Origin of the sequence: Massilia sp. TS11 (assembly GCF_022012445.1) — a bacterium.
Classification (GTDB): Bacteria; Pseudomonadota; Gammaproteobacteria; order Burkholderiales; family Burkholderiaceae_D; genus Telluria.
In genome coordinates, this window is record NZ_JAKLTS010000018.1 from 51,606 (window position 1) to 78,098 (window position 26,493).

Sequence of the window (26,493 nt, forward strand, 5' to 3'; positions counted from 1 at the left end):
TCAGGCCAGTTCGGCCAGTGCGGCGGCCAGATGTTCGTCATTCGGGCTGCGGTAGTGCCAGTCCACGGTGTTTTCCATGAAGCTCACGCCCTTGCCCTTGGTCGTGTGGGCGATCAGCACGCTCGGCTTGCCGGCCTGCCAGGGCGTGCTGGCGAGCGCGCCGGCCAGGGCCGCATGGTCGTGGCCGTCCACTTCCTGCACGGCCCAGCCAAACGCGCGGAACTTGTCGACAAAGGGTTCCAGCGCCAGGGTCTCGGCCACGGTGGTCAGGCTCTGCAGCTTGTTGTAGTCGATCACCACAGTCAGATTGTCGAGCTGATGGTGGTGGGCGAACAGCACGGCTTCCCAGTTGCTGCCTTCGCCCCATTCGCCGTCCGAACACAGCACCACGGTGCGCCAGTCCTGGCCGCGCCGCTTGGCCGCCAGCGCCTTGCCGACCCCGAAAGGCAGGCCATGCCCGAGCGAACCGGTCGAGAATTCAACGCCCGGCACCTTGTGGCTGATGTGGTTCATCAGGTCGGAGAAGTCCTGGCCATAGGTGCTCAGCTGTTCCCGCGGGAAGAAGCCGGACACGGCCAGCGTCGCATACACGCCGACGCAGGCGTGGCCTTTGCTGAGGATGAAGCGGTCGCGTGCGCTCCAGGCAGGCTGGGCCGGATCGACGCGCAGCACGCGCCCGTACAGCACGGCCAGAATGTCGACAATCGACAGGGCGCTGGCAATGTGCGAGGCCTTGGCCCGGTGCACCATCTTCAGGGCTTCGCGCCGGATGTCTTTGGCCAGCGAAAGGGTATCGGTCATGGTTTGCCTTTTTGGGAAAGATGCCAGGCAGCCGTGCGGGCGATCCCCACGTCGAGCGGGATCGGCGCCGGCAGGTCGAGCAGGGCACGGAGTTGGCGGATGTCGGGCACGTAGCGCTCGGCCGGACCGGGCCCGGGCGCGCGCAGCACCTGCACGCGCGAGGGCGCCTGCAGCACCTGGACCACGCGCGCGGCCAGCTCGGCAATGCTGAGCGCCTCGTCGCCGCCGACATTGACGACGGCGCCGGCCGGGCCGCGCAGCAGCAGGGCCCACAGCCAGCCCGACAGGTCGGACGCGTACAAATAGCTGCGATACGGCCGGCCGTCGCCCTGGATCACGATGTCCTGCCCGGCCAGGGCGTCGCGTATGAAATTACCGACGGCGAACTGGCGGTCGAGCGCCAGATACGGGCCGACGAAGGCGAAGCAGCGCGCGATGCGCACGGCCAGGCCATGCTGGGCCGCATACTGGTGGCACAGCAGTTCGGCCACGCGCTTGCCTTCGCCGTAAGCGGCATTGGCGGCGGCCGGATCGGGCGCGCCGGCATAGCTCTCGGGCACGGCGTCCAGTTCGGGCGGCTGGCGCCCGTACACGGCGCCCGAGCTCAGGAACAGGACATCGCGCGCGCCGCGCGCCACGGCTAGGTCGAGCACGCGGCGCGTGCCTTCGATGGCCACGGCCAGGGTGCTCAGCGGATCGCTCGGGGCGACCACGTCGGCCGCCGCGTGGATCACATAATCGATGGACTCGGCCGGAAAGGCGAAATCGCGCACATCGCCGGCCAGCAGCTGCACGCTGGGCGCGCCCGCCAGTTCCGGATGGGCGGCGCGGAAGGCGGCCGGGTCGCGCGTCAGCACGATCAGCGCGCAGCCGAGCGCCAGCCTGTCATTCGCCCGCAGCAGCGTGGCCAGCAGCCATTTGCCGATAAAGCCGGTGCCGCCGGTCAGAAACACGCGCTTGCCGCGCAGCTTCTCCCAGGCGGGCGCGCCGACGAGGTCGCAGCTGGCATCGAGATCGGACGGTGGCAAAGGCATGGGCATGAGGGCGGCAAAGGTGGACAATATGCGCATTCTACGCAGAAACCAGGGCCTGCCAGCAAAGAACTGGGGCCGGAAGCGCCCGCTATTTCAGCGACTGGCGCGCACTGGCCTCTGTTAGCCTGTTCAGGATCCGACCCTGTGCCCATGACCATGAACCTGACCCCACTGCCGCCGAACACGGAATTGCTGGAAGCGACCCAGCAGGCGATCCTGCGCGCCCGCCAGGCCCAGCTGACCATCATCGACTTGTTCGGTCTGGCCCAGCGCCTGAACACGGCCGGTTTTGCCCAGCTGGCCATCGACCTCTACCACCTGTGGCTGAACACCACCGGCTCCGAGGCGGCCTATGCGGTGCGCTTCAATCTGGGCGTGCTGCTGACCCAGGAAGGGCGCGACCAGGAAGCCCAGGCGGCCTACGAGGCGGCGCTCGCGCAGAACCCGGCCTTTGCCGAGGCGCGCCTGAATCTGGGCACCCTGCATGAGCGCCAGGGCCGCCCGGACGAGGCCCTGGCCATCTGGCGCGCCGGGCTCGCGCATGGCGACCTCGGCCACGAGCACGACCGCGCCATGCGCCTGCAGCTGCTCAATAATCTGGGCCGCCTGCTCGAAATCCAGAAGCGCTATCCGGAGGCCGAGGCTGCGCTGGCCGACAGCCTGCGCATCGACAACAGCCAGCAGAATGTGATCACCCACTGGGTCTATCTGCGCCAGAAGCAGTGCGCCTGGCCCGTGTTCGCCAATGACTTCGGCCTCAGCGAAACCGAACTGCGCGCCGGCATGTCGGCCCTGGCCACGCTCGGCCTGACCGACGCGCCGGCCGAACAGCTGGCGGCCGCGCGCCGCTATGTCGAGAAGAAGGTGCTGCCCCTGCAAAGCCCGCTGTGCGAGCGCAAGAGCTACGGCCACACGCGCCTGCGCATCGGCTATCTGTCGGGCGACTTCTGCGCCCATGCGGTGTCGATCCTGACGGCCGAAGTGTATGGCCTGCACGACCGCAGCCGCTTCGAGGTGTACGGCTTCGACTGGTCGCGCGAGGACGGCACCCACCTGCAACAGCGCGTGCGGGCCGGCTTCGACCACCATATCCGCCTGCACAGCCTGAGCGACGAGCAGGCCGCGCGCCTGATCCGCGCCCATGAAATCGACATCCTGGTCGACCTGCATGGCCTGACCCAGGGCACGCGCCACGACATCCTCAGCTGGCGCCCGGCGCCCGTGCAGCTGACCTGGCTCGGCTTCCCCGGTCCGACCGGCCTGCCCGCGATCGACTATGTGGTGGCCGACCGCTATGTGCTGCCGCCCGCGCTGGCCGCCCATTTCAGCGAACAGCCGCTGTATCTGCCGCGCGTGTTCCAGGCCAATGACCGCCAGCGCGCGATCGGCCCGACCGGCACCCGTGCGGCCGAGGGCCTGCCCGAGGACGGCACCGTGTTCGCCGCCTTCAACAATGTTTTCAAGATCACGCCCGAGGTCTTCGCCGCCTGGATGCGCATCCTCCAGGGCGTGCCCGGCAGCGTGCTGTGGCTGGCCGTCGACGGCGCCCAGGCGCGCGCCAATCTGGCGCGTGAAGCCGCGGCCGCGGGGGTCGATCCGGCGCGTCTGGTGTTCGCCCGCCGCGCCCAGCCGCAGGATTATCTGGCGCGCTACCGTCTGGCCGACCTGTTCCTCGACTGCTACCCCTTCGGCGGCGGCACCACGGCCAGCGATGCCCTGTGGGCCGGGCTGCCGGTGCTGACCCGCGCCGGCCGCGTGTTCGCCTCGCGCATGGCCGGCAGCCTGCTGCACGCGGTTGGCCTGCCGGAACTGATCACCGAGACCCTGGCCGACTACGAGGCCCAGGCCATCGCCCTCGGGCGCGAGCGCGCGCGCCTGGCTGCCCTGCGCGCCCGCCTCGACGCCAACCGCGCCAGCTGCGACCTGTTCGACACGCCGCGCCTGGTGCGCGATCTGGAAGACGCCTTCCTCAGCGTGGCCTGCAAGCCCGAGGACGGCCTGCAGGGCCAGCAGGACCTGCTGCGCCCGCTGACGGCAAACACCGCCTGGCCCCTGGTGTCGGTGGTGATGCCGACCCACTGCCGCCCCGACTATGCCGAGCAGGCGCTGCGCTCGGTGCTGGCCCAGACCTACGGCAATCTAGAAATCCTCATCAGCGACAACAGCCCGGACGACGCCACCCGCCTGCGTTTGGCCCCGTATGTCGCCACCTACCCGTGCATCCAGTATTCGCACATCCCCGGCGCCAGCCTGACCGAGAACTGGCGCAATGCCTACGGCCGCGCCCAAGGCGAATACGTGAACCTGCTGATGGACGACGACCTGTTCGCGCCCGAGAAGCTGCAGCGCATGGTGGAAGTGATGCTGGCCAATCCCAAGGTCGGCCTCGTGACCTCCTTCCGCCAGCTGATCGACGCGGCCGGCCAGCCGCTCGACCCGATTCCCGGCACCGAGCGCCTGTTCGACAATCCGGTGATCGTCAGCGGCGCCACCATGGGCGAAAAAATCCTGCACGAGGGCCGCAACCTGATCGGCGAGCCGACCACGGCCCTGTGGCGCCGTGCCATTTTGCAGGACCAGTGGATGCATTTCTGCGGCCGCCCGTATGTGGTGCTGTCCGATGTGGCCAGCTGGCTCAATATCCTGGCGCGCCACGACCTCGCCTACCTGCCCGACGCGCTCAGCTATTTCCGCCTGCACCAGGCGCAGGACGGGCGCGGCGACACCATCCGCATCCGCGCCAATGTCGAATGGCTGCAGCTGCTGTGCGACGCCCACGAGCACGGCCTGTTCTTCGCCGAGCGCGAGCGCGTGCGCGCCCTGCTCAGCTCGAAACTGGTGACCTCGGTCTACCACCTGACGGAAGAACACGCCAAGATCCGTGCCGGCGCCGTCCCGCTCGCGCAGATCGAGGCCGTCGTGGCCCAGGCGCTGCGCATTGTGCTCGGCCAATGAGCTAGGCAATAATAGTCCCCGAACCCCTGACCCCGTCCGAACATGTCGAAGAAAAAGACCCCGCCGCCCGCCCACGCCGCCGCCGAAGCCCCGCTGTCGGCCCAGCAGATCCTCGAATTTGCCTTCCGCAGCGCGGAGCAGGGCACGCTCAGCATCGTCGACCTGTTCAATGTCGCCGGCAAGCTGGGCGAAGCCGGCCAGAAGCAGATGGCGATCGAACTCTACCGCCGCTGGCTGGCCGCCACCGCCACCCCGGTCGCCTATGCGGCCCAGTTCAATCTCGGCGTGCTGCTGTCCGACACCGGCGACCTGACCGGGGCCGAGGGCTGCTACCGCGCCGCCGTCGCCCAGAACCCCGCCTTCTGCGAAGGCCTGCTGAACCTGGGCACCCTGCTCGAACGCATGGGCCGGCCCGAGGAAGCGCTCGAACAATGGCGCAAGGTGCTCGACGTCGCCAATCCCGAAGTGGCCACCGAGAAGGCCCACCACGTGCAGGGCCTGAACAATCTGGGCCGCCTGCTCGAAATTCTCAAGCGCTACCCCGATGCCGAGGACATGCTCACGCGCAGCCTCGCCATCAATCCCGAGCAGACCAATGTGATGACCCACTGGGTCCATCTGCGCCAGAAGCAGTGCAAGTGGCCCGTGTACAGCAGCAGCGCCAGCGGCATCGCCGAGGACAAGCTGCTCGATTCGACCTCGGCCCTGGCCATGCTGTCGGCCTCGGGCGACCCGGCCATGCAGCTGGCCGCCTCGCGCCGCTTCATCGAGGAGAAAGTCGTCAAGGACGTGGCGCGCCTGTCCGGGCCCGTGTCCTACGGCCACTCGCGCCTGCGCATCGGCTATCTGTCGGGCGACTTCTGCGCCCATGCGGTGTCGATCCTCACGGCCGAACTGTACGGCCTGCACGACCGCAATCGCGTCGAAGTGTATGGCTTCGACTGGAGCCGCGAAGACGGTTCCAGCCTGCGCCAGCGCGTGACGGCCGGCTTCGACCACCACATCCGCCTGCACAGCGTCAGCGACGAGGACGCCGCCAAGCTGATCCGTCAGCACGAGATCGACATCCTGGTCGACCTGCAGGGCCTGACCCACGGCGCGCGCCCGAACATCCTGATGTACCGCCCGGCGCCGGTGCAGATCACCTGGCTCGGCCTGCCCGGCCCCACGGCCCACCCCGAGATCGACTACGTGATCGCCGATCCGACCGTGCTGCCGCCCGAGCTCGAACCGTATTTCAGCGAGAAGCCGCTGCACATGCCGCGCTGCTTCCAGATCAACGACCGCCAGCGCCAGGTCGGCGCCACCCCGACCCGCGCCGCGCTCAGCCTGCCCGAAGACGCCTTCGTCTACTGCGCCTTCAACAACAACTTCAAGATCAATCCGGAGATGTTCGAGACCTGGATGCGGATCCTGAAGCGCGTGCCCGACAGCGTGCTGTGGCTGGTGTCCGACCACGAGACCGTGCGCACCAATCTGTGGCGCCAGGCCGAGCTGCACGGGGTCGCGCGCGAGCGCCTGATCTTCGCCGAGCGCGCGCTGCCGGCCGACTACCTGGCGCGCTACCGCGTGGCCGACCTGTTCCTCGACACCCGCCCGTTCGGCGGCGGCACCACCACCAGCGATGCGCTGTGGGCCGGTCTGCCGGTGCTGGCCTGCATGGGCCGCACCTTTGCCTCGCGCATGTCGGGCAGCCTGCTGAAAGCGGTCGGCCTGCCCGAGCTGATCACCGACAACGTCGCCGACTACGAAGAGAAGGCCGTCGCCATCGGCCAGGACCGCGCCAAGGCGGCCGCCTACAAGACCCATCTGGCCGAAGTGCGCGACAGCTGCGCCCTGTTCGACAGCGAGCAGTTCGTGCGCGACCTCGAAGACGCCTACGAGCGCGTGGCCATCGGCGGCGCGCCCAAGCGCGAGAATGCGGCCGAGCGCAAGCCGCTGGCCCGGCCGGCCAGCACCAGCAAGCTGCCGCGCGTGTCGATCCTGATTCCGACCCACAACCGCCCCGAATACACCGAGCTGGCGCTCAAGAGCGCGCTGGCCCAGGGCTGGGAGAATCTCGAGGTCGTCATCTCCGACAACAGCGACAACGAGCAGACGGCCGAGCGCCTGGCGCCGCTGCTGAAGGCCAATCCGCACGTCACCTACCTGCGCCAGCACAACACCGGGCCGATGGACAATTTCAACAATTGCCTGGCCCATGCGAGCGGGGAGTTCATCAACTACCTGATGGACGACGACCTGTTCCATCCGGCCAAGATCGAGCGCATGATGGCGTATATGCTGGCGCGGCCCGATATCGGCCTGGTGACCTCCTTCCGCCAGCTGATCGACAAGGACGGCAATTTCATGGCGCCGATTCCCGGGACCGAGCGCCTGTTCCCGAACGAGACCATGATCACCGGCCAGTCGCTCGGCGACATGCTACTGACCAATGGCAGCAATATCATCGGCGAGCCGACCACGGCCCTGTTCCGCCGCGCCGCGATCGGCGAGAAGTTCGGCCTGTTCCTGGGCAAGCAGTATTCGGTGCTGTCCGACGTGGCCACCTGGCTGGCCGCGCTGACCGAGTACAACTGCGTGTACCTGCCCGAGGCGCTCAGCTATTTCCGCATCCACGGCGGCCAGGACTCGGCGCGCGGCAATGTCATCCGCATCAACTCGAACATCGAATGGCTCGAGCTGCTGTGCGACGCCCACCAGCATGGCAAGTACATCCGCAGCCGCGCCCAGGTGCACGACATGCTGACCAACAAGCTCGTGACCTGCATGTGGTTCATGTCGAGCATGCACGAAGAGCTGAAAAAAGGCGTGGCCAACGTCGACCGCCTGCAAGCCGTGATCAAGCAGGCGACCGACATCCTCTACCGTGCCTGATAGAAAAATGGGGTCTGACCCCATTTTTCCGGCGGCCGCAATCAGCAGTGTCGGGCATTAAAAAAAAACGGGGTCAGACCCTGATTTATCTGGCGGGAAAATCGGGGTCTGACCCCGATTTTTCTTTTTGCCATGTGGCGATCAGGGCGCGCGCCAGCGCGTCGGCCGGGTCGATGCTGTGCGCGAGATGGGGGGAGGCGATCGCGCTCAGCGCGGGCGGGACTTCGGTGCAGGCCAGGATCAGGCGCTCGGCGCCGCGCGCCTGCAGATGATCGGCCACCTGGGCCAGCAGGGCGCCGCCCTCGGCCAGGGCGTGGCGCTTGACGGCGTAGCAGCCGGGCGTGAAGGCGGTGCGCGTGATCTCGGGCGCCGGCACCAGGCAATCCAGGCCGCGCGCGGCCAGGCGCTGCTGGTAGATGCCGGCCGCCAGCGTGGCCTCGGTCGCGATCAGGCCGACCCTCGCCCCGGGCGCCAGCGCCAGCGCGTCCACGGTGATGTCGGCAATGTGCAGAATCGGTGCGGCGCTCGCCGCCGCCAGCGCCGCATACCAGTAGTGCGCCGTGTTGCAGGGAATGACGATGCGGCAGGCCCCGGCCTGGTTGAGCGCGGCCACGCCGGCCAGCAGGGCCGGCAGCGGATCGGCCCCGTGCCCGGCCAGATAGTGCTGGCGGTCGGGCACCTGCGGCACATTCCAGACCACGGTCGGCACATGGTCCTGGTCGCGCGCGGCCGGGGTCAGGGCGACCAGCTTGTGCAGGAAATCGACGGTCGCCAGCGGCCCCATGCCGCCAAGCACGCCGACCAGACCCGGCTGCTTCATCGCAGGCCGCCGTCCGGCTGCAGCACCTCGCGGTAGCCGAACAGGCCGACCGCCCCGCCCGTGTGGACGAACACGATGTTCTGGCCGGCCCGGTAGTGGCCCTGGCGGATCAGGTCGAGCAGGCCGGCAAAGCCCTTGGCGCTGTAGACCGGATCGAGCAGGATGCCCTCGGTCCGGGCCAGCAGGCCGATGGTGGCGTTCGAGGCCTCGGTCGTGATGCCGTAGCCGGCGCCGACATACTCGGCATTGACCTGCACGGCCTCGGGCCGCAGCGCGCCCGGCAGTTCGAGCAGCTGCCAGGTCTGCTGCGCCAGGCGGGTGACGTTCTCGATCTGCCTGGCCTGCGGCTGGCGCACGCTCACGCCCAGTACGGGAATGCCGCTGTTGGCCATCTCCATGCCGACCACCAGCCCGGCCTGGGTGCCGGTGCTGCCGGTCGCGTGCACGACGGCGTCGACCACCAGACCCTGCTCGGTACTCTGGGCGATGATCTCCTGGGCCGCCACCACATAGCCGAGCGCGCCAATCGGATTCGAGCCGCCGCCCGGAATCAGATAGGGCCGTTCGCCGGCCGCGCGCAGGCGCTCGCCGACGGGGATCAGCTCGGCATTCATGTCGATCCCGCCCGGCCGCGTTTCGATGCTCGCGCCCATGATCTGGTCGAGCAGCACATTGCCGTTGCGGTAGTACTCGGGCGCGCCGTCGCTGACGCGCTCTTCCAGCAGCACCGTGCAGCGCAGGCCCAGCTTGTTGGCCGCGGCAATCGTCTGGCGCACGTGGTTCGACTGGGTCGCGCCCTGGGTCACGATGTGGGTGGCGCCCTGGGCCAGCGCCTCGCCCATGAGGAATTCGAGCTTGCGCGTCTTGTTGCCACCGAGCGCAAGGCCGGTGTTGTCATCGCGCTTGATGTAGAGATTCGGACCGCCGAGCAGCTTGCTCAGATTGGGCAGGGGCTCGAGCGGGGTGGGCGCCTGGGTCAGGCGCACGCGGGGGAAACGGGCGAGGGTGCTCATGCAGGGGTGTCTCCAGGGTTGTGTTCTCCCTGGAATGATACCCCTGCGCGCGCTTTACGGTTCGCGGATCGACTCGTCCATGGCCTTGGTGAGCGGCCACAGCAGATAGGACATGACGGAGCGGGTGCCGACCTTGATTTCGGCCGTCACCGTCATGCCGGGCAGCAGACGCGCATGCTCGCCCATGCTCTTCAGCTTCGGCGTGCCATACGCGATCCGGCTCAGATAGTAGGAGTCGGACACGGCCCCGGGCGTGGCCTGCTCGCGCCGGAAGCTGTCTTCGCTGATGGTGCGCACCTTGCCGTCGACGATGCCATGCTTCTGGAAGGGGAAGGCGTCGATCTTGATGTGGGTGAGCGCGCCCTTCTTCACATAGCCGACGTCGGCCGCGTCGATCTGCACTTCGGCTTCCAGCTGGCCGTTCAGCGGCACGATCGTGAACATCGGCTCGGCCTCTTTCACCACCGAGCCCGGCGTCAGCTTGGACAGCTCCAGGATCACGCCATCGATCGGCGAGGTCAGATTCACCAGGCGGTGGCGCTTGTCGGCCTTGGCCAGCTGCTCGGCCACACTGTCGCGTTCGCGCGTGACGTTCAGCAGGTCTTCCATGGCCTTCTGGCGCCAGCCCTTGTCGAAGGCGGTCTTCTCGGCCTGGGCGGCGGCCAGATCGCGCTTGATCTCGGCTTCCTTGTTGATCGACAGCTGCAGATCGCGCTCGACTTCGAGGCGCTTGTCCTGGGCTTCGAGCAGATGCAGGCGGGCGCCGTAGTTCTGGTTGACCAGCTTTTCCTGCATCGCCTCGATTTCGCGCAGCGACTTCACGCGCGCGCCCAGGGTCTGGACGTCGCGCTTATTGGTCTCGAGCGAAGCCTGCAGCTTGGCGATGGTCTCGCTCAGGCGCTGCGACTGGGCCTGGAAATTGGCCTGGCGCTCGGTCGAGAGCTGGGCCTGCAGACGGGCGTCGGCATCGGTATGCTTGCCGCCCGCCGTTTTGCCGGCCAGCTCGGATTCGAGCCCGGCCGCCTGGGTTTCCAGGCTCTTCAGGCGCGAGCGCAGCTGGGCCTCGTCGGCCTGGGTAAAGGTCGGGTCGAGCGTGGCCAGGCGTTCGCCCTTCTTCACCACCTGGCCGACGCGCACGTCGATGCTCTGGATGATCGAGGTTTCGAGCGGCTGCACGACCGTGTTCGGCAGCGGATTCACCAGGCGTCCGCGCCCGGTCACGATCAGGTCGACCTGGGAAAAGCTGGCCCACAGCACGAACAGCACCAGGGCCGCCAGCAGCAGCTTGAGGGTCAGGCGCGTGACGGGCGGCAGCGGCCGGCGTTCGATCTCGTCCGCGTCCGGGAGGAAGTCGACGACCAGGTGGTCCTTCACAGGTGGCTTGTCTGTTGGTTCCATAGATGTTGGTAGGTTTCGCAGCGGGACAGCAGTTCTTCGTGGCGGCCGGCATCCATCAGGCGTCCGTGCTGCATGACGAGGATGGCATCGGCATTGACCAGGGTCGACAGGCGGTGCGAGATCATGATCACCGTCTTGCCCACCGCGATCTTGGACAGGTTGTTAATGAAGATGGCTTCGCTCTCGGGATCGAGTGCCGAAGCCGCTTCATCGAGAATCAGCACGCGCGGCTTGGCCAGCAGCGAGCGGGCGATCGACAGGCGCTGCTTCTGGCCGCCCGAGAGGTTCGAGGCGTTTTCTTCGAGCACGGTGTCATAGCCCTGCGGCAGACGCTCGATGAATTCGTCGGCGCCGGCGGCCTGGCAGGCGGCCACCACTTCCTCGAAGGTGGCGTCGGGCTTGGTCTGGGTGATGTTTTCCTTGACCGTGCCGCGGAACAGGAAGTTCTCCTGCAGCACCACGCCGACCTGGCGGCGCAGGTGGGCCAGTTCGATCTCGCGCGCATCGATGCCGTCGAAGCGGATCACGCCTTCCTGCACGCTGTACAGGCCCTGGATCAGCTTGGTGAGCGTGGTCTTGCCCGAACCGGAACGGCCGACGATGCCGACCAGCGAGCCGGCCTTGATCGTCAGGCTGGCCTTGTTCAGGGCCAGATTGGCCGCGCCCGGATAGCGGAAGGTCACGTCGTCGAAGCGGATCTCGCCCTGCAGCGTGGGGCGCAGGCCGCCGGCGCCGAGGCGGCCTTCGGGCGCGCGGTTCATCACCTCGCCCAGCATGCGCACCGACAGCGCGGTCTCCTGGTATTCATTGACCAGGCCGACGATGGCGATCAGGGGCTGCACGACGCGGCCGGAAATCATCTGGAAGGCGATCAGGGCGCCGACCGTCAGGGTGTTGTCGAACACATCGCCGGCGCCGATCACGATGATCACCACCGGCAGCAGCTTGCCGAGGAAGTCGGTGACGGCATTGCCGGCGATCGAAATCTGGCCGACCCGGAAGTGCATGGTGATGGCCTGGGCCGAACGCTGGTCCCATTCGCGCCGCTTGCTTGGCTCGATGGCCAGGGCCTTCACCGTGCGCATGCCGTGCACGGCCTCGACCAGCATCGACTGGCGCGCGCCCTCGGCGGTGTAGAGCGCGTTCAGGCGACGCTGGAAGGTCGGCACCATGGCCCCGACCACGCAGGCGATCAGGCCGGCGAACAGCAGCACCACCAGCGCCAGCTTGAACGAATACGAGAACAGGATCGGCAGGAACACGGCCAGGGCGATCAGGTCCAGGCCGGTGGAGAACAGGCGCCCGGTCAGGAAGCTGCGGATGCGCTCGAGCTGCTGCATATGGCGCGTGATCACGCCGGCCGTGGTGGTCTCGAAGAAGTCGATCGGCAGCGACAGCAGGTGGCTGAAGGTGCGCCGCGTCAGGTGCATGTCGATCTTGTTGGTCGCCGCCAGGGTCAGCATCTGGCGCATGAAGCCGAAGGCGGCGTCGAAGGCCAGGGCCATCACGATGCCGACCGCCAGCACCCACAGCGTGGTCACGCTCTGGTGCACGAGCACCTTGTCGATCACCAGCTGGAAGAAGATCGGCGAGGCCAGGCCCAGGGCCTGGACGCAGATGGCGGCGATGATGATGTCGCGGAAGGCTTTGCGCTGCTTGATGATCTCGGGAATGAACCAGCGCAGGCCGAAGGGCTGATTCGGATCGTTCAGGCTGTGCTGGCGTTTCATGAACACGACGTCGCCATCCCAGTGCTGCTTGAAGGCTTCGTCGCCCAGCAGCACCACGCTGGCGTTCGGCTGGCTGGGGTCGAGCACGGCGATCTGGCCGGCCCCTTCACCGGGGCGGGCGCCGACCACGATCACGGCGCGGCCGTTGCGCAGGCGCGCCAGCAGCGGGAACACGCCCTCCTGGGCCAGCAGGCCGGCCCAGGACAGGCGCTCGGCGCGGGCCTTGAGGCCGATCTCGGTCGCCATGCGCAGCAGCAGGGCATCGCCCGGCTCTTCCTTGAGCGCGTATTCCTCGATCAGCCGCTCCGGGTTAACGGGCAAGCCGTGGTGCTGCGCTATCGCAGTCAGGCATTGGACGACGGTATGTTGTGCGGTGTCTTGCATGGATGGGCTATCGGTGAGCTATGCGGGCAAATGGCCACACTGCAATGTAAGCGACCAGAAGTCGATTCAATCTGGCAAACAGAAGCCAAAAAACGGGCCATTCTAGCGCAGGGCCGCGCACACCTTGTCGGCCAGGGCGAGCGAACTGGTCAATCCAGGCGACTCGATCCCGAACAGATTGACGAGGCCCGGCACGCCATGCTGGGCCGGGCCGTCGATGCGGAAATCCGGGCTGCCGCCCGCGGGGCCGGCCAGTTTCGGACGCACCCCGGCGTAGTCGGGCTGCAGCACGCCGTCGGCCAGGGCCGGCCAGTATTTGCGGATCTCGGCGTAAAACGCATCGGCGCGGCGCACGTCGACCGCGTACTCGGGCGCGTCGACCCATTCGACATCGGGGCCGAAGCGGGCCCGTCCACCGAGGTCCAGGGTCAGGTGCACCCCCAGACCGGCCTGCTCGGGCACCGGGTAGATCAGGCGCTGGAACGGGGCCTTCTGGCTGCACGAGAAGTAATTGCCCTTGGCGTAATAGGCCTGGGGCTGGAAGGCCGGGGCCAGGCCGGCCAGACTGGCCGCCACGGCCGGCGCGCTCAGGCCGGCGCTGTTGACCACGCTGCGCGCCAGGTAGCGCGCACCGTCGACGGCGATCTCGATGCCGTCCCCGGTGATGGCGCCGCCGCGCACCGGGCTATGGAACACGAAGCTGGCGCCGGCGCGTTCGGCGTCGCCCTGCAGGCTCAACATATAAGCATGGGTGTCGAGGATGCCGGTCGAGGGCGACAGCAGGGCGCCGACGCAGGCCAGGGCCGGTTCCAGCGCCTGCGCCTCGGCCTGGCTCAGCAGGCGCAGATCGTCGACCCCATTGGCGACGGCCTTGGCGCGGATCGCCTCGAGCTGGGCCAGCTGGGCGGGCGTGGTCGCCACGATCAGCTTGCCGCAACGCTGATGCGGCAGGCCGCGTTCGCCCAGATACTGGTACAACTGCTGGCGCCCGCGCACGCACAGGGCGGCCTTGAGCGAGCCGGCCGGGTAATAGATACCCGCGTGAATCACTTCACTATTGCGCGAGCTGGTCCCCATGCCGATATCGGCCTCGGCTTCCAGCACCACGACCTCGCGGCCGGCCTCGGCCAGGGCGCGCGCCACGGCCAGGCCGACCACGCCGGCGCCGATGACGACTGCATCAAGACGATCTAGCATCCACTTTCCACGGGCAAATTGAAGAATTGGCAGTGTAACCTGCCTTCTTTCCAAGTTGACTGAGTTTCAGCCCCCGCATAAGATCGTTTTAGCGTCCCCAGCCTTATCGGCTAGAAAACTTTTTGTGCAAAGGCCTCGACCATGCAGCACTTGATCAGCTCCTATACGGACAAACTGGCCCAGGCCATGCGCCTGCCCGCCATGCAGCACGTGCCTGCCCTGGCCGAGGCCATGCGCACGGCCTGGAAGACGGGCAAGACCGTCTATTTCTGCGGCAATGGCGGCAGCGCCGGCAATGCCATCCACCTGGCCAATGACTTCACCTATGGCGTCGGCAAGCAGCACGGCATCGGCATGAAGGTCGAGGCCCTGCCCGCGAACGCCGCCGTGATCACCTGCCTGGCGAACGACATCGGCTACGACCTGATCTTCGCCGAGCAGCTGCGCGTCAAGGGCGCGCCCGGCGACGTGCTGGTCGTGCTGTCCGGGTCGGGCAATTCGCCGAACGTGGTCAAGGCTCTGGAAATGGGCAACAGCCTGGGCATGCACACCTTCGCCCTGCTCGGCTACTCGGGCGGCAAGTGCAAGGAACTGGCCCACACCCCGATCCACTTCGCGATCGACGACATGCAGATCGCCGAAGACCTGCAAGTGATCATCGGCCACATGTGCATGCAGTGGCTGTGCGAGAACCCGCCCCAGTAAGGATTTCTTTTCATGTCCAACCGTTACCTCGTCATCGGCAGCAACTCCTTTTCGGGCGCCAGCTTCGTGCGCCACCTGCTGCGCCTGGGCCACCATGTGGTCGGCACCAGCCGCTCGGAGGAGCCGCACGATGTCATGCTGCCCTATAAATGGGACGCGCCGCTCGAGCACTTCCGCTTCGTCCAGGTCGACCTGAACAAGGACCTGGCGCGCCTGCTCGCCACGATCCACGATTTCCAGCCCGAGTACATCGTCAATTTCGCCGCCCAGGGCATGGTCGCCCAGTCCTGGCTGGCCCCGGCCGACTGGTACCAGACCAATGTGGTCGGCCAGGTGCTGCTGCACGATGAACTGCGCAAGCTGAAGTACCTGAAAAAATACGTGCACGTGACCACCCCCGAGGTCTACGGCTCGACCGACGAGGGCTGGCTGAAGGAGACTTTCCACTTCGCCCCGAGCACCCCGTATGCGACCTCGCGCGCGGCCTGCGACCTGCATCTGATGAGCTTCTTCAAGGCCTACCAGTTCCCGGTCTGCTTCACGCGCGCGGCCAATGTCTACGGTCCCGGCCAGCAGCTGTACCGCATCATCCCGCGCGCCATGCTGTATGCGCGCTTGGGCAAGCAGATGCAGCTGCACGGCGGCGGCCACTCGGTGCGCGCCTTCATCCACATCGACGATGTGGCCGAGGCCACCGTGCGCATCGCCGAGCGCGGCAGTATCGGCGAGAGCTACCACATATCCACCTGGGAAAAGATTTCGATCCGCGCCCTGGTGGAACGCGTCTGCACGATGACCGGCGTGCCGTTCAGCAGCCTGGTGCAGGAGAGCGAAGACCGCCTCGGCAAGGACCAGGCCTATCTGCTCGACAGCCAGAAAATCCGCGACGAACTCGGCTGGACCGACACCATCGGCCTCGACGCCGGCCTGCAACAGACCCTGGCCTGGATTGACGACAATCTCGACATCCTGAAGACCCTCCCGGCCGATTACATCCACAAGCGATAGGAAGCCCTATGAATATCCTGATTACCGGCGGCTGCGGCTATGTCGGCACCGTTCTGACCCAGCAGCTGCTCGACGACGGCCATACGATCACCGTGGTCGACACCCAGTGGTTCGGCAACCATCTGCCCCAGCACCCGCGCCTGACCAATATCCAGGGCGACACGCGCGACGTGGATGCGATTCCGCTGGCCGGCATCGACACCATCATCCACCTGGCCAATATCGCCAACGACCCGGGCGTCGAGCTGAACCCGACCCTGTCGTGGGAAGTCAATGTGCTGGCCACCCAGCAGCTGTGCGACCGCGCCGTGCGCGCCGGCGTCAAGCATTTCATGTTCGCCTCCTCGGGCTCGGTCTACGGCATCAAGGACGAGCCCCAGGTGACCGAAGACCTGACCCTGGTGCCGATCACCGCCTACAACAAGACCAAGATGGTGGCCGAGCGCGTCTGCCTGTCGTATGCCGGCCAGATGCACGTGCACTGCATCCGTCCGGCCACCGTGTGCGGCTGGTCGCCGCGCATGCGCCTGGACGTCTCGGTCAATATGCTGACCATGCAGGCCCTGAAGAACGGCAAGATGACGGTGTTCGGCGGCGACCAGACGCGCCCCAACATCCACATCCGCGACATGGTCAACGTCTACCGCCATTTCCTGGCCAAGCCGGACCTGCCGTCGGGCTGCTACAACGCCGGCTTCGAGAACATTTCGATCATGGACATCGCCCGCCGCGTGGCCGACGCCACCCCGGCCGAGATCGCCGTGACGCCGTCCAACGACCCGCGCTCCTACCGCCAGAACTCGGACAAGCTGCGCGCCACCGGCTTTGAACCGCAGTATTCGGTGGCCCATGCGATCGCCGAGATCGCCGCCAAATACCGCGCCGGCGAACTGGTCGACAAGGACGAGTACTACACGGTGAAGTGGATGAAACACCTGGCCCTGCAGGCATGACCATGATCTCTACCCAAGAACTGGCGGCGCGTTTTCGCGCAACCGCCGTCGAGATGAGCCACCGGGCCGGTGCGGCCCACCTGGCCTCGTCGCTGTCGGTGATCGACATCGTCGCCGTGCTCTATCACAGCGTGCTGCGGCTCGATCCGGCCAATCCCAAATGGCCCGAGCGCGACCGCTTCATCCTGTCCAAGGGCCATGCGGCCAGCGCCCAGTATGCGGCCCTGGCCTGGAAGGGCTTCATCAGCGAGGCCGACCTGCTCACCTATGGCAAGGCCGGCTCGCTGCTGGAAGAACACCCGACGCCCAAGCTGCCCGGGGTCGAAACGGCTACCGGCTCGCTCGGCCACGGCCTGTCCTGCGGGGCCGGCATGGCCCTGGCCGGCCGCATCCACGGCAAGGATTACCGCACCTTCGTCGCCATGAGCGACGGCGAGTGCAATGAAGGCTCGGTGTGGGAAGCGGCCCTGTTTGCCGCCGCCAACCAGTTGCAGGGCCTGTGCGCCTTTGTCGACTTCAACAAATGGCAGGCCACCGGCCGCTCGCGTGAAGTGCTGGGCCTGGACCCGCTGGCCGAAAAGTTCCGCACCTTTGGCTGGAAGGTCCACGAAATCGACGGCCACGACCATGCCGCCCTGCTGCACGCCGTGCAGGATGTGCGCGCCGGCGTCGGCGCCCCGACCATGGTGGTGTGCCACACGGTCAAGGGCAAGGGCGTGTCCTTCATGGAAGACGATAACAACTGGCATTACCGCATTCCCACCGAAGAGGAAGTGGCCAAGGCCAAAGCCGAACTGGGGGTTGCATGAGGAATCATTTCGCCAAGGCCGTCACCGAACTCGGTGACGAGTATCCGGAACTGGTGATGCTGGCCGGCGACATCGGCAATCGCCTGTTCGACAAGTTCAAGGAAAAGCATCCGACCCGCTTCTACAACTGCGGCGTGGCGGAAGCCAATATGACCGGGGTCGCCTCCGGCCTGGCCGCCTGCGGCCTGCGCCCGATCACCTACACGATCACCCCGTTCAACACGGCGCGCTGCTTCGAGCAGATCCGGCTCGACATCTGCTACCCGAACCTGCCCGTGATCGTGGTCGGCACCGGCGCCGGCCTGTCGTATTCGGGCCTGGGCGCAACCCACCATTCGATGGAGGACATGGCCATCCTGCGCACGCTGCCGAACATGCACGTGATCGCCCCGGCCGACCCCGTCGAAACCCAGCTGGCCGTGCGTGCGGCCATGGCCCTGGGCCGTCCGACCTATATCCGCATCGGCAAGAAGGGCGAGCCGAAGATGCACGCGACCACGCCGCAGTTTGAAATCGGCAAGGGCATCACCGTGCGCGAAGGCAAAGACGTGGCCATTCTGTCGGTCGGCACGATGCTGGCCCCGGCCATCGAAACGGCCGAGCTGCTGGACAAGGCCGGGGTCTCGGCCCAGGTGGTCAGCCTGCACACCATCAAGCCGCTCGACGAACTGCTGCTGCAGGGCGCCTTCGCCGACAAGAAGCTGATCGTCGTGATGGAAGAACACGGTCTGATCGGCGGCGCCGGCAGTGCCGTGCTCGAATGGGGCTGCGCCGCCGGCGTCGACCTGCGCAAGCTGCTGTGCGTGGGCGGTCCGGACCGCTTCCTGTCGGGCGTGGGCGAACAGGATCATGCACGCGAGCTGCTCGGCATGTCGGCCAGCGCCACCTATGCGCGCATCATGGCGCGGCTGGGTTGAGCGATGCGCCTCGGACTCGACTTCGACAACACCCTGATCAGCTATGACCAGCTGTTCCGCCAGGCCGCGCTCGACCAGGGCCTGATCCCGGCCAGCACGCCGCCCCAGAAGAACGCCGTGCGCGACTATCTGCGCCAGGTCGGCCAGGAGGACGCCTGGACGCGCCTGCAGGGCGAAGTGTATGGCGGGCGCATCCTCGAAGCGGCGCCCTACCCGGGCATGCGCGAGGCCCTGCGCCTGCTGGCCGCGCGCGCCGTGCCGATGCACATCGTCAGCCACAAGACGCGCTACCCCTTCCTCGGCGAACAGCACGACCTGCACGCGGCCGCGCGCCGCTGGCTCGAGCAGGAAGGTTTCCATGCGCCGGACGGCCTGAACTGGTCGCCCGAGCAGGTGTTCTTTGAGCTCACCAAGGACGCCAAGGCGCAGCGCATCGTCGACCTCGGCTGCACCCACTATGTCGACGATCTGCCCGAGATCCTCGACCTGCTGCCGGACCAGGTCGAGAAGATTCTGTTCTCGCCGGACGGCATCGCCCAGCCCAAGCCGGGCTGGCGTGTCATGCGTGCCTGGAGTGAGCTGCCCGGCCTGCTGGGCCACGTATGACGACTGCCGTGGCCGCCTTTTGCCGCGCGCACGGTGTGCCGGACGGCCACCAGGCGACGGCCATCCGTGCCGGCCGCAACAGCGAGGTGCACAGGCTGACGGCGCCCGACGGCCGCGTCTGGATTCTGAAGCGCTATTTCCAGCATGCCCAGGACCCGCGCGACCGCCTCGGCACCGAATACGGCTTTCTGAGTTTTTGCGCCGAGCATGAGCTGGCCACGGTGCCGCGTCCACTCGGCTGCGACCGCGAACACAAGCTGGCCCTGTATTCCTGCCTGCCGGGCACGCGCCCGCTGCAGGCCGAGGACAGCCACATCGAGCAGGCCGCCGCCTTCATCCGCAGCCTGCTGCCGCTGCGCGCCGCCGCCCAGGCCCTGCCGCTGGCGGCCGACGCCTGCCTGAGCGTGGACGCCCACCTGCAGCTGGCCCAGAGCCGCATCGCGCGCCTGCTGGCCGCGCCGCCCGCGAGCACGCTGCACGCAGCCGCCCAGGATTTCGTGCGGCGCGAGCTGGCGCCGGCCGAAGCGGCCGCGCGCGCCGCCGTGGCGGCCAGCAGCGCCGAGCTGCCCCAGACCCAGCAGCTGCTGTCGCCGTCCGACTTCGGCCTGCACAACAGCCTCGCGCACGCGGGCCGGCTTGGCTTCGTCGATTTTGAATATGCCGGCTGGGACGACCCGGCCAAGCTGATCTGCGATTTCCAGTGTCAGCCCGAGATTCCGGTCAGTGCCGCCCAGGGCCGCCGCTTCGGCGAACTGGTGCTGGCCGGCTGGGCCGAGGAGGCCAGCGCCCGCGTGGCCGCCCTGCTGCCCTTACACCGTATCAAGTGGTGCTGTATCCTGCTGAATGAATTCCGCCAGGCCGACCACGCCCGCCGCCTGCATGCAGGCCTGGATGGCACGGCCCTGCTGGAAACCCAGCTGGATAAAGCACGCCGCTATTTCCACGCGCATTTTTGAGAGAGCATCATGGCTTACATCGACTTCATGTCCGTCGTTCACAAGAGCACCCAGCGCGACTATCTGGGCCGCGTCAACGATCCCGATTACCCCAAGGCCAAAGCGGCCGAGCTGGCCAAGCAGTGGGGCTATGACTACTGGGATGGCGACCGCAAGATCTGCTACGGCGGCTACCGCTACATGGAAGGGCGCTGGGAAAAAGTGGCGCGCGCCATGGCCGAGCACTACGGCCTGAAGGCCGGCGACCGCATCCTCGACATCGGCTGCGGCAAGGGCTTCCTGCTGTACGACTTCACCAAGGTGGTGCCGGGCATCGAAGTGGTTGGCGTGGACGTGTCCGAATACGCGATCGCCAATGCCAAGGAAGAGATCCGCGACCGCCTGCAGGTCTGCAATGCGACCGCCCTGCCGTTCAAGGACAAGGAATTCGACTTCGTCTTCTCGCTCAATGTGATGCACAACCTGCATTGCTACGACCTCGAAAAGGCCCTGAAGGAAATGCAGCGCGTGGGCAAGAAGCAGTATCTGTGCGTCGAGTCCTACCGCAACGAAACCGAGAAGGCCAATCTGCTCTACTGGCAGGTCACCTGCGAGGCCTTCAATACGCCCGAAGAATGGGACTGGTGGTTCAAGCTGACCGGCTACACGGGCGACCACTCCTTCATCTATTTCGAATAAGGAGACGCGCATGAGCACCCTGCCGAAAACCATGAAGGCCGCGATTCTGCGCGAACTGAAGGCCCCGCTCGACATCGCCACCATCGATCTGCCCGCGACCCTCGAGGTCGGCCAGGTCTTCGTCCAGATCCATTTCAGCGGCATCTGCGGCTCGCAACTGGGCGAGATCGACGGCGCCAAGGGCGAGGACAAATACCTGCCCCACCTGCTCGGCCACGAAGCCTCGGGCACGGTGCTGGCCATCGGCCCCGGCGTGCGCCAGGTGGCCGTGGGCGACAAGGTCGTCATGCACTGGCGCAAAGGCCCGGGCATCGAAGCCGTCACCCCGCACTACACCTGCAATGGCCAGAAGATCAATGCCGGCCAGATCACCACCTTCAGCGAGTACACGATCGTGTCCGAGAACCGCTGCACGCGCATTCCGGCCGACAGCGAACTCGATGTGGCGGCCCTGTTCGGCTGCGCCGTCACCACCGGCTTCGGCGTGGTCGAGAACAATGCCAAGCTGCGCATCGGCGAATCCTGCGTGGTGTTCGGCGCCGGCGGCGTCGGCCTGAACATCGTGCAGGCGGCCGCCCTGGTCAACTGCTACCCGATCATCGCCGTCGACCTGCACGACAACAAGCTCGAACTGGCGCGCCAGATGGGCGCGACCCACCTGATCAATGCCAGCCAGACCGATGCGCGCGAGGCCATCACGGCCATCGTCGCCGCCGGCAAGCTCGACAGCTTTATCGACAACACCGGCCAGCCGAAGATCATCGAAATGGGCTATGAGCTGGTGAAACCGCAGGGCCGCGTGACCCTGGTCGGCGTGCCGAAGAAGGGCAACACGATCAATATCTATTCGCTGCCCCTGCACTTCGGCAAAGGCCTGAGCGGATCGCACGGCGGCGAGGCCCAGCCCGACACCGATATTCCGCGCTACCACGACCTGTACCGCCACGGCCGCATCCAGCTGAAGAAGCTGATCACCAACTACTTCCCGCTCGAGCGCATCAACGAGGCGATTGCCGGCGTGCGCGACGGCAGCATTGCCGGCCGCTGCATGATCGACATGGGGCATTGATGGCCTGCCTGCTGTGCGACAGCGATCTGAGCCAGGCGCCCGCGCTGGCGCTCGGGCCGCTGCCGCCCTGCAATCGCTTCGGCGAGGCAGGGGCCGAGCGCCAGCCGCTGACGGCCGTCCAGTGTCCGCACTGCGCGCTCGTGCAGCTGGCCCAGCTGCCGCCGCTCGACTGGCTGCGCCCGCGCCACGCCTGGATCCGCTACAACGAACCGAGCGCCCATCTGCCCGCTGTGGCGGCGCGCCTGCGCGCGCATTGTGCGCCGGCCACGCGCGTGCTCGGCGTCGGGCCGTTTGAAGGCCCGCTGCACGCGGCCCTCGACTGGGCGACCGAACGCGCCAGCGTGGCCGCGCCCGGCGACGGCTATCTGGAAGCCTGGCAGGCCAGGCTGAACGCGCCCGGCGCCGGCCAGGCCGAGCTGGTGACCTGCCGCTATCTGCTCGAACACAGCCACGACCCGCGCGCCGCCCTGCGCGGCCTGGCCAGCCTGCTGGCCCCGGATGGCCGCCTGTATCTGGAAGTTCCCGACAGCAGCAAATTCCTCGCCGCCGGCGACATCAGTTTTCTGTGGGAAGAGCACAGCTGCTACTTCACCGAGGCCACGCTGCGCCGCCTGGCCGCCGCGGCCGGCCTCACCGTGCAGGCGCTATGGCGATACCCGGGCGCGCTCGAAGACGCCCTGTGTGTGCTGCTGGCGCCCGGCGCCGCCACCGCCGCGGCCGAGGACCCGGAAGAATTCAGCCGCTTTGGCGCCTACCGCGCCGCCTACCCGGTGCAGCGCGCCGCCTATGCGCAAGCCCTGGCCGGCCAGCGCTGCGCGGTGTTCGGCGCCGGCCACCAGGCCATCCTGTTCATCCACGCCTTTGGCCTGAGCGAGCAGATCGCCTACGTGGTCGACGATGCGCCCGACAAGGCCGGCAGCACGATTCCCGGCAGCACGATTCCGATTCTGCCCTCGGCCAGCCTGGCCGCCGACAGCGCGCTCGACATCTGCCTCTTGGCGATTGGCCCGGCCGTGATCGACAAGCTGGCCCATGTGTTTGACCCCCTGCGCGCACGCGGCGTGCGCGTGCACACCCTGTTTCCGGGGGCCGGCAGCGGCACCCTGATCGACCCATGAAGCTGATCCAGAAATCGCCCGAAGTGTATCTGGCGCCCGGCCCCGTGGCCGCGATTGGCGCCGACGAGATCGCCCTGCTGACGCGCGCCGTGCAGGACAGCCCGCGCGGGCGCGTGCGCATCAATCTGCATGGCGACAGCAGCGACCCGCTGCACGAGATGTTCATCGCCATCATGCCGGGCAGCTATATCCGCCCGCACCGCCATCCGGCCAAGAGCGAGAGTTTCCACCTCGTGCATGGCGAGGTCGACGTGGTCGTGTTCCACGATGACGGCAGCCTGCGCGAGGTCGTGCGCCTGGGTGCGCCGGGCAGCGGCAAACCGTTCTACTATCGGATGTCGGCGCCGCTGTTCCACACGCTGGTGATCCACACGCCGCTGATCGTGACCCACGAAACCACGAACGGCCCCTTCGATCCGGCGGCCACCGAATTCGCAGCATTCGCCCCGGCGGCCGAGGCCGAACCGGACCAGATCGCAGCCTGGCAGCAGCATGTGCGGGCCATCAGCGGGAGCGCAGCATGAAAGGACAAGTCGTCGTCGTCGGCGGGACCAAGGGCCTGGGCAAGGTGATCACCGAGCGTTTTCTCAGCCAGGGGCAAGCCGTGACCGTGCTGTCGCGCACCCGCCCCGAGGGCGAGCTCGCCTATGCCCACGTGCCCTGCAATCTCGAAACCCTGCCCGACCCGGCCGCGACGGCAGCGGCCGCCGTGGCCGCCAACGGCCCCGTGCGCTACCTGGTGTTCTGCCAGCGCTACCGCGGCAGCGGCGACCCGTGGGACGGCGAGATGCAGGTGACCGTCAACGCCACGCGCCAGCTGCTGCAGGCCTTCGCCCCCCATTTCGTGCACGAGGGCGACCGCGCGGTGGCGGTGGTCAGTTCCGTGTATGCGCAATTTGTCGGCGGCTCCCAGCCGGACGGCTACCATGTGGCCAAGGCCGGGCTGAACGCGCTGGTCAAGTACAAGGCCTGGGAGCTGGGGCGCCAGGGCATCCGCGTCAACGCGATTTTGCCGCTGTCCTACCTGAAGCCCGAGAGCCAGCACCACTTCCTCGGCAACCAGCAGCTGGTCGACCTGTACCAGGACTTCGTGCCGCTGGGCCGGGTCGGCTATGCGGCCGACAGCGCCAATCTGGTCGAGTTCCTGTGTTCCGACAAGGCCAGTTTCATCAATGGCCAAGAGATCTTCGTCGACGGCGGCGTCAGCGTCGTCTGGCCGGAAGAGCTCGCGCGCCGCATGGCCGGCGTAGACAAATAGAAAAATCGGGGTCAGACCCCTTTTTTCCGCCCAAACAAATCGGGGTCAGACCCCATTTGTTTGGCAGGAAAAATGGGGTCTGACCCCGATTTTTATGGGAGGGAATTGGCGAGGGCGTAGGTGGCGGGGGTGCCGATGTCGAGGAAGGTGGCGCGCGTTTCCCAGGTGTAGATGCGGCCCACCAGCCGATGCAGTACTTCGGTGCTGAAGTCGCTGACCTCGGGATGCTCGCGCGCCAGCCAGGCTAGCAGCTCGGCCGACAGGATGTACACGGCCCCGTTCGCCAGATTGCCGGGCGGGTTCGCCACCTTCTCGTGAAAGCCGATCACCACGCCCTGCTGGTCCAGCTCGACAATGCCGCAGCTCTGCGGTGTCTCGGTGCGGAACAGCATCATCGTCATCAGGCAGTGCGCGGGCCGGCTGCGGTGCGCGGCCACGAAGGCGGCCATGTCGGCCAGGCAGTAGTTGTCGGCGTGGATCAGCATGCCGTCCTCGCCCGCGAAAAAGGCCTGGTTCGCGAGCAGGGTGCCGGCCGTGCCCAGCAGGGTTTCTTCGTACACGAGCGTGGTGTCGGGCTGGCCCTCGAGGTAGGCCTCGACCTGCTCGTGCAGATAATGGGTATTGACCAGGAAGGGGCCGACCCCGGCCGCGCGCAGACGGCGCAGCCAGATGCCGAGCAGCGGCTCGCCCTTGATCGGCACCAGGCACTTGGGCAGGCGGTCGGTCAGGGGGCGCAGCCGGGTGCCGAAACCGGCGGCCAGCAGCAGGGCCTTCATGCGAGTTCCTTCAGCAGCTCGTCGGCCTGGATCGGCACATTGCCGACGCGTCCGACCTGCACGGCCGCCGCCAGCGAACCGAGCACGGCCGCCTCCCAGATGTCGCCGCCGGCCGCCAGAGTCAGGGCGCTGGCGATCAGCAGACTGTCGCCGGCGCCGGCCACGTCGCGCGGGGCGATGTTGAGCGCGCTGATGCGGTCGGTCAGCCAGTTGTAGTCGGGGTCGCCCACGTGGACCAGCATGCCTTCCTCGCCCATCTTCAGCAGCACATTGCGGGCGTCGGCCTTGCGGCGCAGGGTCTCGGCCAGCACCACCAGGCCATCGTCGCGGTTGCGCGTGGCCAGCCGCGCTTCGTGTTCGGTCGGGGTCAGCACGTCCATGCCGATGTAGCGCGAAATGTCGCCGACCTGGGACGAGGACTGGCTGTCCGCGCACAGCAGCACGCCGCGCGCCTTGGCCATGCGGGTGATCTCGTCGACCACGGGCTGGGGCAGGCAGCCGTAATTGAAATCGCTGAACACCAGCACGTCCGCGTGGGCGAGCGCGTCTTCCACCAGACCGAGCAGCTTGTGCTGGAGCGGCGTCGCAATCGCGCCCTGGTGCAGATGGCTGACGCGCAGCATGCTCTTGCCCTGGCAGCGGTAGCGCTGCTTGAGGCTGGTGGGGCGGCTGTCGTCGACCAGCAGATCGAATTTGACGTTCATCTCGCCGAGCTCGCGCTCGACGTAGTCGCGCGTGGCGTCGGCCCCGGTGACGGTGATGAAGTGGGCCTGGGCGCCCATCCCGGCCGCGTGGGCGGCGACGATGCCGGCGCCGCCGACGAAGCGGGCGGTGCTGACCGGGGTGACGACGATGGTCGGGTCCTCGCGCGACATGCCGAGCGGATCGCAGGTGATGTATTCGTCGACGATGATGTCGCCGACGACGAGCACGCGCGCGCGCGCGAAGCCCTGGATCAGCTCGCGCAGGCGGGCGTGGCCGATGCGGTGGCGCTTCAGGTAGTCGTGCGGCAGGCTGATCGAATTGAGCTGTTCGGGATGGACTTCCTTGTTCAGCAGGTCGAGCGAGGAAAACGCCGATTCGCCGGAACTGAAGATCAGGCGTCCGCCATAGCCTTGCAGGACTGCGAGTTCGGGGTTGAACTTGCTCTCATGTTCCTTGCCCTTGACCACCACGTCCGGCTTCAGGCGCGCCACCAGCTCGCCGATCGGGCCGTCGGTCAGAAAGGCCTCGTCGACCTGGCCGATGGCCTGCACGCCTTCGAGGCGCAGCTGCTCGGGCACGTGGGCGCCCTGGCCGGCCAGCTTGTCGGACTGCACGGCCACCACCAGGCGGTCGCCGCATTCCTTGGCGAAGCGCAGCAGGCGCAGGTGGCCGGGGTGGAGCACATTGAAATTGCCCGATACGAGGACGGTTTTCTTCTTGGACATG

The 26,493-nt window shown here is 67.2% G+C and carries 23 protein-coding genes; 14 read left to right on the top strand and 9 right to left on the bottom strand.

The window, feature by feature from the left end:
• Both LZ005_RS20080 and LZ005_RS20085 read right to left on the bottom strand, forming a co-directional pair.
• A complete protein-coding gene (locus tag LZ005_RS20080; protein WP_237810290.1) occupies positions 1-801 on the bottom strand; it encodes a transketolase in 801 nt (266 codons plus the stop codon).
• On the bottom strand, positions 798-1,862 hold the full coding sequence (locus tag LZ005_RS20085) for an NAD(P)-dependent oxidoreductase (RefSeq protein ID WP_237810291.1): 1,065 nt from the start codon (positions 1,860-1,862) through the stop codon (positions 798-800). The genes LZ005_RS20080 and LZ005_RS20085 overlap by 4 nt, the downstream gene beginning before the upstream one ends.
• Before the next feature lie 129 nt (positions 1,863-1,991).
• Between LZ005_RS20085 and LZ005_RS20090 the strand changes: the two genes are divergently transcribed.
• Together LZ005_RS20090 and LZ005_RS20095 are read left to right on the top strand one after the other, a co-directional pair.
• Entirely contained in the window at positions 1,992-4,790 is a 2,799-nt protein-coding gene (locus tag LZ005_RS20090; RefSeq protein WP_237810292.1) for a glycosyltransferase, read from the top strand.
• Positions 4,791-4,832: 42 nt separating this feature from the next.
• Positions 4,833-7,667, top strand: coding sequence for a glycosyltransferase (locus tag LZ005_RS20095; protein ID WP_237810293.1), 2,835 nt, complete (start codon positions 4,833-4,835; stop codon positions 7,665-7,667).
• Between the two features lie 85 nt (positions 7,668-7,752).
• Here the strand turns inward: LZ005_RS20095 and LZ005_RS20100 are convergent, their stop codons facing one another.
• The 5 genes from LZ005_RS20100 to LZ005_RS20120 all read right to left on the bottom strand — a co-directional run bounded on the left by LZ005_RS20100 (position 7,753) and on the right by LZ005_RS20120 (position 14,209).
• Complete coding sequence (locus LZ005_RS20100; protein ID WP_237810294.1) at positions 7,753-8,487, bottom strand: aspartate/glutamate racemase family protein; 735 nt, start codon at positions 8,485-8,487, stop codon at positions 7,753-7,755.
• A complete protein-coding gene (locus LZ005_RS20105) occupies positions 8,484-9,500 on the bottom strand; it encodes a D-cysteine desulfhydrase (RefSeq protein ID WP_237810295.1) in 1,017 nt (338 codons plus the stop codon). The genes LZ005_RS20100 and LZ005_RS20105 overlap by 4 nt, the downstream gene beginning before the upstream one ends.
• Before the next feature lie 54 nt (positions 9,501-9,554).
• The gene (locus LZ005_RS20110; protein ID WP_237810296.1) at positions 9,555-10,874 is read right to left on the bottom strand and encodes an HlyD family type I secretion periplasmic adaptor subunit; all 1,320 of its coding nucleotides are present in this window, start codon (positions 10,872-10,874) and stop codon (positions 9,555-9,557) included.
• Positions 10,871-13,012: a peptidase domain-containing ABC transporter gene (locus LZ005_RS20115; RefSeq protein ID WP_269106874.1), complete on the bottom strand. Its 2,142-nt coding sequence runs from the start codon at positions 13,010-13,012 to the stop codon at positions 10,871-10,873. Before LZ005_RS20115 ends, LZ005_RS20110 begins: the two co-directional genes overlap by 4 nt.
• Positions 13,013-13,114: 102 nt before the next feature.
• Positions 13,115-14,209 (bottom strand): NAD(P)/FAD-dependent oxidoreductase, encoded by a 1,095-nt coding sequence (locus LZ005_RS20120; RefSeq protein ID WP_237810298.1) that lies wholly within the window; start codon positions 14,207-14,209, stop codon positions 13,115-13,117.
• 141 nt (positions 14,210-14,350) lie between these two features.
• Between LZ005_RS20120 and LZ005_RS20125 the strand changes: the two genes are divergently transcribed.
• From LZ005_RS20125 to LZ005_RS20180, 12 genes are read left to right on the top strand one after another with little or no spacing between them, the layout of a single operon-like run.
• Positions 14,351-14,914, top strand: a complete 564-nt coding sequence (locus tag LZ005_RS20125; RefSeq protein ID WP_237810299.1) for an SIS domain-containing protein — start codon at positions 14,351-14,353, stop codon at positions 14,912-14,914.
• A gap of 12 nt (positions 14,915-14,926) precedes the next feature.
• Positions 14,927-15,922, top strand: coding sequence for a GDP-mannose 4,6-dehydratase (locus LZ005_RS20130; RefSeq protein WP_237810300.1), 996 nt, complete (start codon positions 14,927-14,929; stop codon positions 15,920-15,922).
• Between the two features lie 8 nt (positions 15,923-15,930).
• Positions 15,931-16,875 (top strand): NAD(P)-dependent oxidoreductase, encoded by a 945-nt coding sequence (locus LZ005_RS20135; RefSeq protein ID WP_237810301.1) that lies wholly within the window; start codon positions 15,931-15,933, stop codon positions 16,873-16,875.
• A 2-nt stretch (positions 16,876-16,877) separates the two neighbouring features.
• A complete protein-coding gene (locus tag LZ005_RS20140) occupies positions 16,878-17,684 on the top strand; it encodes a transketolase (RefSeq protein WP_237810302.1) in 807 nt (268 codons plus the stop codon).
• Complete coding sequence (locus tag LZ005_RS20145) at positions 17,681-18,601, top strand: transketolase family protein (protein ID WP_237810303.1); 921 nt, start codon at positions 17,681-17,683, stop codon at positions 18,599-18,601. The genes LZ005_RS20140 and LZ005_RS20145 overlap by 4 nt, the downstream gene beginning before the upstream one ends.
• A 3-nt stretch (positions 18,602-18,604) precedes the next feature.
• On the top strand, positions 18,605-19,207 hold the full coding sequence (locus tag LZ005_RS20150) for an HAD family hydrolase (RefSeq protein ID WP_237810304.1): 603 nt from the start codon (positions 18,605-18,607) through the stop codon (positions 19,205-19,207).
• The gene (locus LZ005_RS20155) at positions 19,204-20,163 is read left to right on the top strand and encodes a phosphotransferase (protein WP_237810305.1); all 960 of its coding nucleotides are present in this window, start codon (positions 19,204-19,206) and stop codon (positions 20,161-20,163) included. Before LZ005_RS20150 ends, LZ005_RS20155 begins: the two co-directional genes overlap by 4 nt.
• 9 nt (positions 20,164-20,172) lie before the next feature.
• Positions 20,173-20,841, top strand: a complete 669-nt coding sequence (locus LZ005_RS20160) for a class I SAM-dependent methyltransferase (protein WP_237810306.1) — start codon at positions 20,173-20,175, stop codon at positions 20,839-20,841.
• Positions 20,842-20,851: 10 nt separating this feature from the next.
• Positions 20,852-21,910 carry a zinc-binding dehydrogenase gene (locus LZ005_RS20165; RefSeq protein ID WP_237810307.1) on the top strand — a complete coding sequence of 353 codons (1,059 nt, stop codon included), beginning with the start codon at positions 20,852-20,854 and terminating at the stop codon, positions 21,908-21,910.
• Positions 21,910-23,028 (top strand): methyltransferase domain-containing protein, encoded by a 1,119-nt coding sequence (locus LZ005_RS20170; protein WP_237810308.1) that lies wholly within the window; start codon positions 21,910-21,912, stop codon positions 23,026-23,028. The genes LZ005_RS20165 and LZ005_RS20170 overlap by 1 nt, the downstream gene beginning before the upstream one ends.
• Entirely contained in the window at positions 23,025-23,552 is a 528-nt protein-coding gene (locus LZ005_RS20175) for a WbuC family cupin fold metalloprotein (protein ID WP_237810309.1), read from the top strand. Before LZ005_RS20170 ends, LZ005_RS20175 begins: the two co-directional genes overlap by 4 nt.
• A complete protein-coding gene (locus tag LZ005_RS20180; RefSeq protein ID WP_237810310.1) occupies positions 23,549-24,286 on the top strand; it encodes an SDR family NAD(P)-dependent oxidoreductase in 738 nt (245 codons plus the stop codon). The genes LZ005_RS20175 and LZ005_RS20180 overlap by 4 nt, the downstream gene beginning before the upstream one ends.
• 92 nt (positions 24,287-24,378) lie before the next feature.
• On the opposite strand, the gene LZ005_RS20185 is transcribed toward LZ005_RS20180, so the two are convergent.
• Both LZ005_RS20185 and LZ005_RS20190 read right to left on the bottom strand, forming a co-directional pair.
• Complete coding sequence (locus LZ005_RS20185; protein WP_237810311.1) at positions 24,379-25,062, bottom strand: nucleotidyltransferase family protein; 684 nt, start codon at positions 25,060-25,062, stop codon at positions 24,379-24,381.
• The gene (locus LZ005_RS20190; RefSeq protein ID WP_237810312.1) at positions 25,059-26,492 is read right to left on the bottom strand and encodes a PfkB family carbohydrate kinase; all 1,434 of its coding nucleotides are present in this window, start codon (positions 26,490-26,492) and stop codon (positions 25,059-25,061) included. The genes LZ005_RS20185 and LZ005_RS20190 overlap by 4 nt, the downstream gene beginning before the upstream one ends.
• Position 26,493: the final 1 nt, after the last annotated feature.

Bases quoted from the DNA above. Each gene is read 5' to 3' on its own strand.
- LZ005_RS20140 (WP_237810302.1), top strand. From the start codon at position 16,878: ATGATCTCTACCCAAGAACTGGCGGCGCGTTTTCGCGCAACCGCCGTC.
- LZ005_RS20185 (WP_237810311.1), bottom strand. From the start codon at position 25,062: ATGAAGGCCCTGCTGCTGGCCGCCGGTTTCGGCACCCGGCTGCGCCCC.
- LZ005_RS20170 (WP_237810308.1), top strand. From the start codon at position 21,910: ATGGCCTGCCTGCTGTGCGACAGCGATCTGAGCCAGGCGCCCGCGCTG.
- LZ005_RS20180 (WP_237810310.1), top strand. From the start codon at position 23,549: ATGAAAGGACAAGTCGTCGTCGTCGGCGGGACCAAGGGCCTGGGCAAG.
- LZ005_RS20150 (WP_237810304.1), top strand. From the start codon at position 18,605: ATGCGCCTCGGACTCGACTTCGACAACACCCTGATCAGCTATGACCAG.
- LZ005_RS20190 (WP_237810312.1), bottom strand. From the start codon at position 26,492: ATGTCCAAGAAGAAAACCGTCCTCGTATCGGGCAATTTCAATGTGCTC.
- LZ005_RS20145 (WP_237810303.1), top strand. From the start codon at position 17,681: ATGAGGAATCATTTCGCCAAGGCCGTCACCGAACTCGGTGACGAGTAT.
- LZ005_RS20155 (WP_237810305.1), top strand. From the start codon at position 19,204: ATGACGACTGCCGTGGCCGCCTTTTGCCGCGCGCACGGTGTGCCGGAC.
- LZ005_RS20090 (WP_237810292.1), top strand. From the start codon at position 1,992: ATGAACCTGACCCCACTGCCGCCGAACACGGAATTGCTGGAAGCGACC.
- LZ005_RS20105 (WP_237810295.1), bottom strand. From the start codon at position 9,500: ATGAGCACCCTCGCCCGTTTCCCCCGCGTGCGCCTGACCCAGGCGCCC.
- LZ005_RS20165 (WP_237810307.1), top strand. From the start codon at position 20,852: ATGAGCACCCTGCCGAAAACCATGAAGGCCGCGATTCTGCGCGAACTG.
- LZ005_RS20100 (WP_237810294.1), bottom strand. From the start codon at position 8,487: ATGAAGCAGCCGGGTCTGGTCGGCGTGCTTGGCGGCATGGGGCCGCTG.
- LZ005_RS20135 (WP_237810301.1), top strand. From the start codon at position 15,931: ATGAATATCCTGATTACCGGCGGCTGCGGCTATGTCGGCACCGTTCTG.
- LZ005_RS20120 (WP_237810298.1), bottom strand. From the start codon at position 14,209: ATGCTAGATCGTCTTGATGCAGTCGTCATCGGCGCCGGCGTGGTCGGC.
- LZ005_RS20175 (WP_237810309.1), top strand. From the start codon at position 23,025: ATGAAGCTGATCCAGAAATCGCCCGAAGTGTATCTGGCGCCCGGCCCC.
- LZ005_RS20080 (WP_237810290.1), bottom strand. From the start codon at position 801: ATGACCGATACCCTTTCGCTGGCCAAAGACATCCGGCGCGAAGCCCTG.
- LZ005_RS20115 (WP_269106874.1), bottom strand. From the start codon at position 13,012: ATGCAAGACACCGCACAACATACCGTCGTCCAATGCCTGACTGCGATA.
- LZ005_RS20125 (WP_237810299.1), top strand. From the start codon at position 14,351: ATGCAGCACTTGATCAGCTCCTATACGGACAAACTGGCCCAGGCCATG.
- LZ005_RS20130 (WP_237810300.1), top strand. From the start codon at position 14,927: ATGTCCAACCGTTACCTCGTCATCGGCAGCAACTCCTTTTCGGGCGCC.
- LZ005_RS20095 (WP_237810293.1), top strand. From the start codon at position 4,833: ATGTCGAAGAAAAAGACCCCGCCGCCCGCCCACGCCGCCGCCGAAGCC.
- LZ005_RS20160 (WP_237810306.1), top strand. From the start codon at position 20,173: ATGGCTTACATCGACTTCATGTCCGTCGTTCACAAGAGCACCCAGCGC.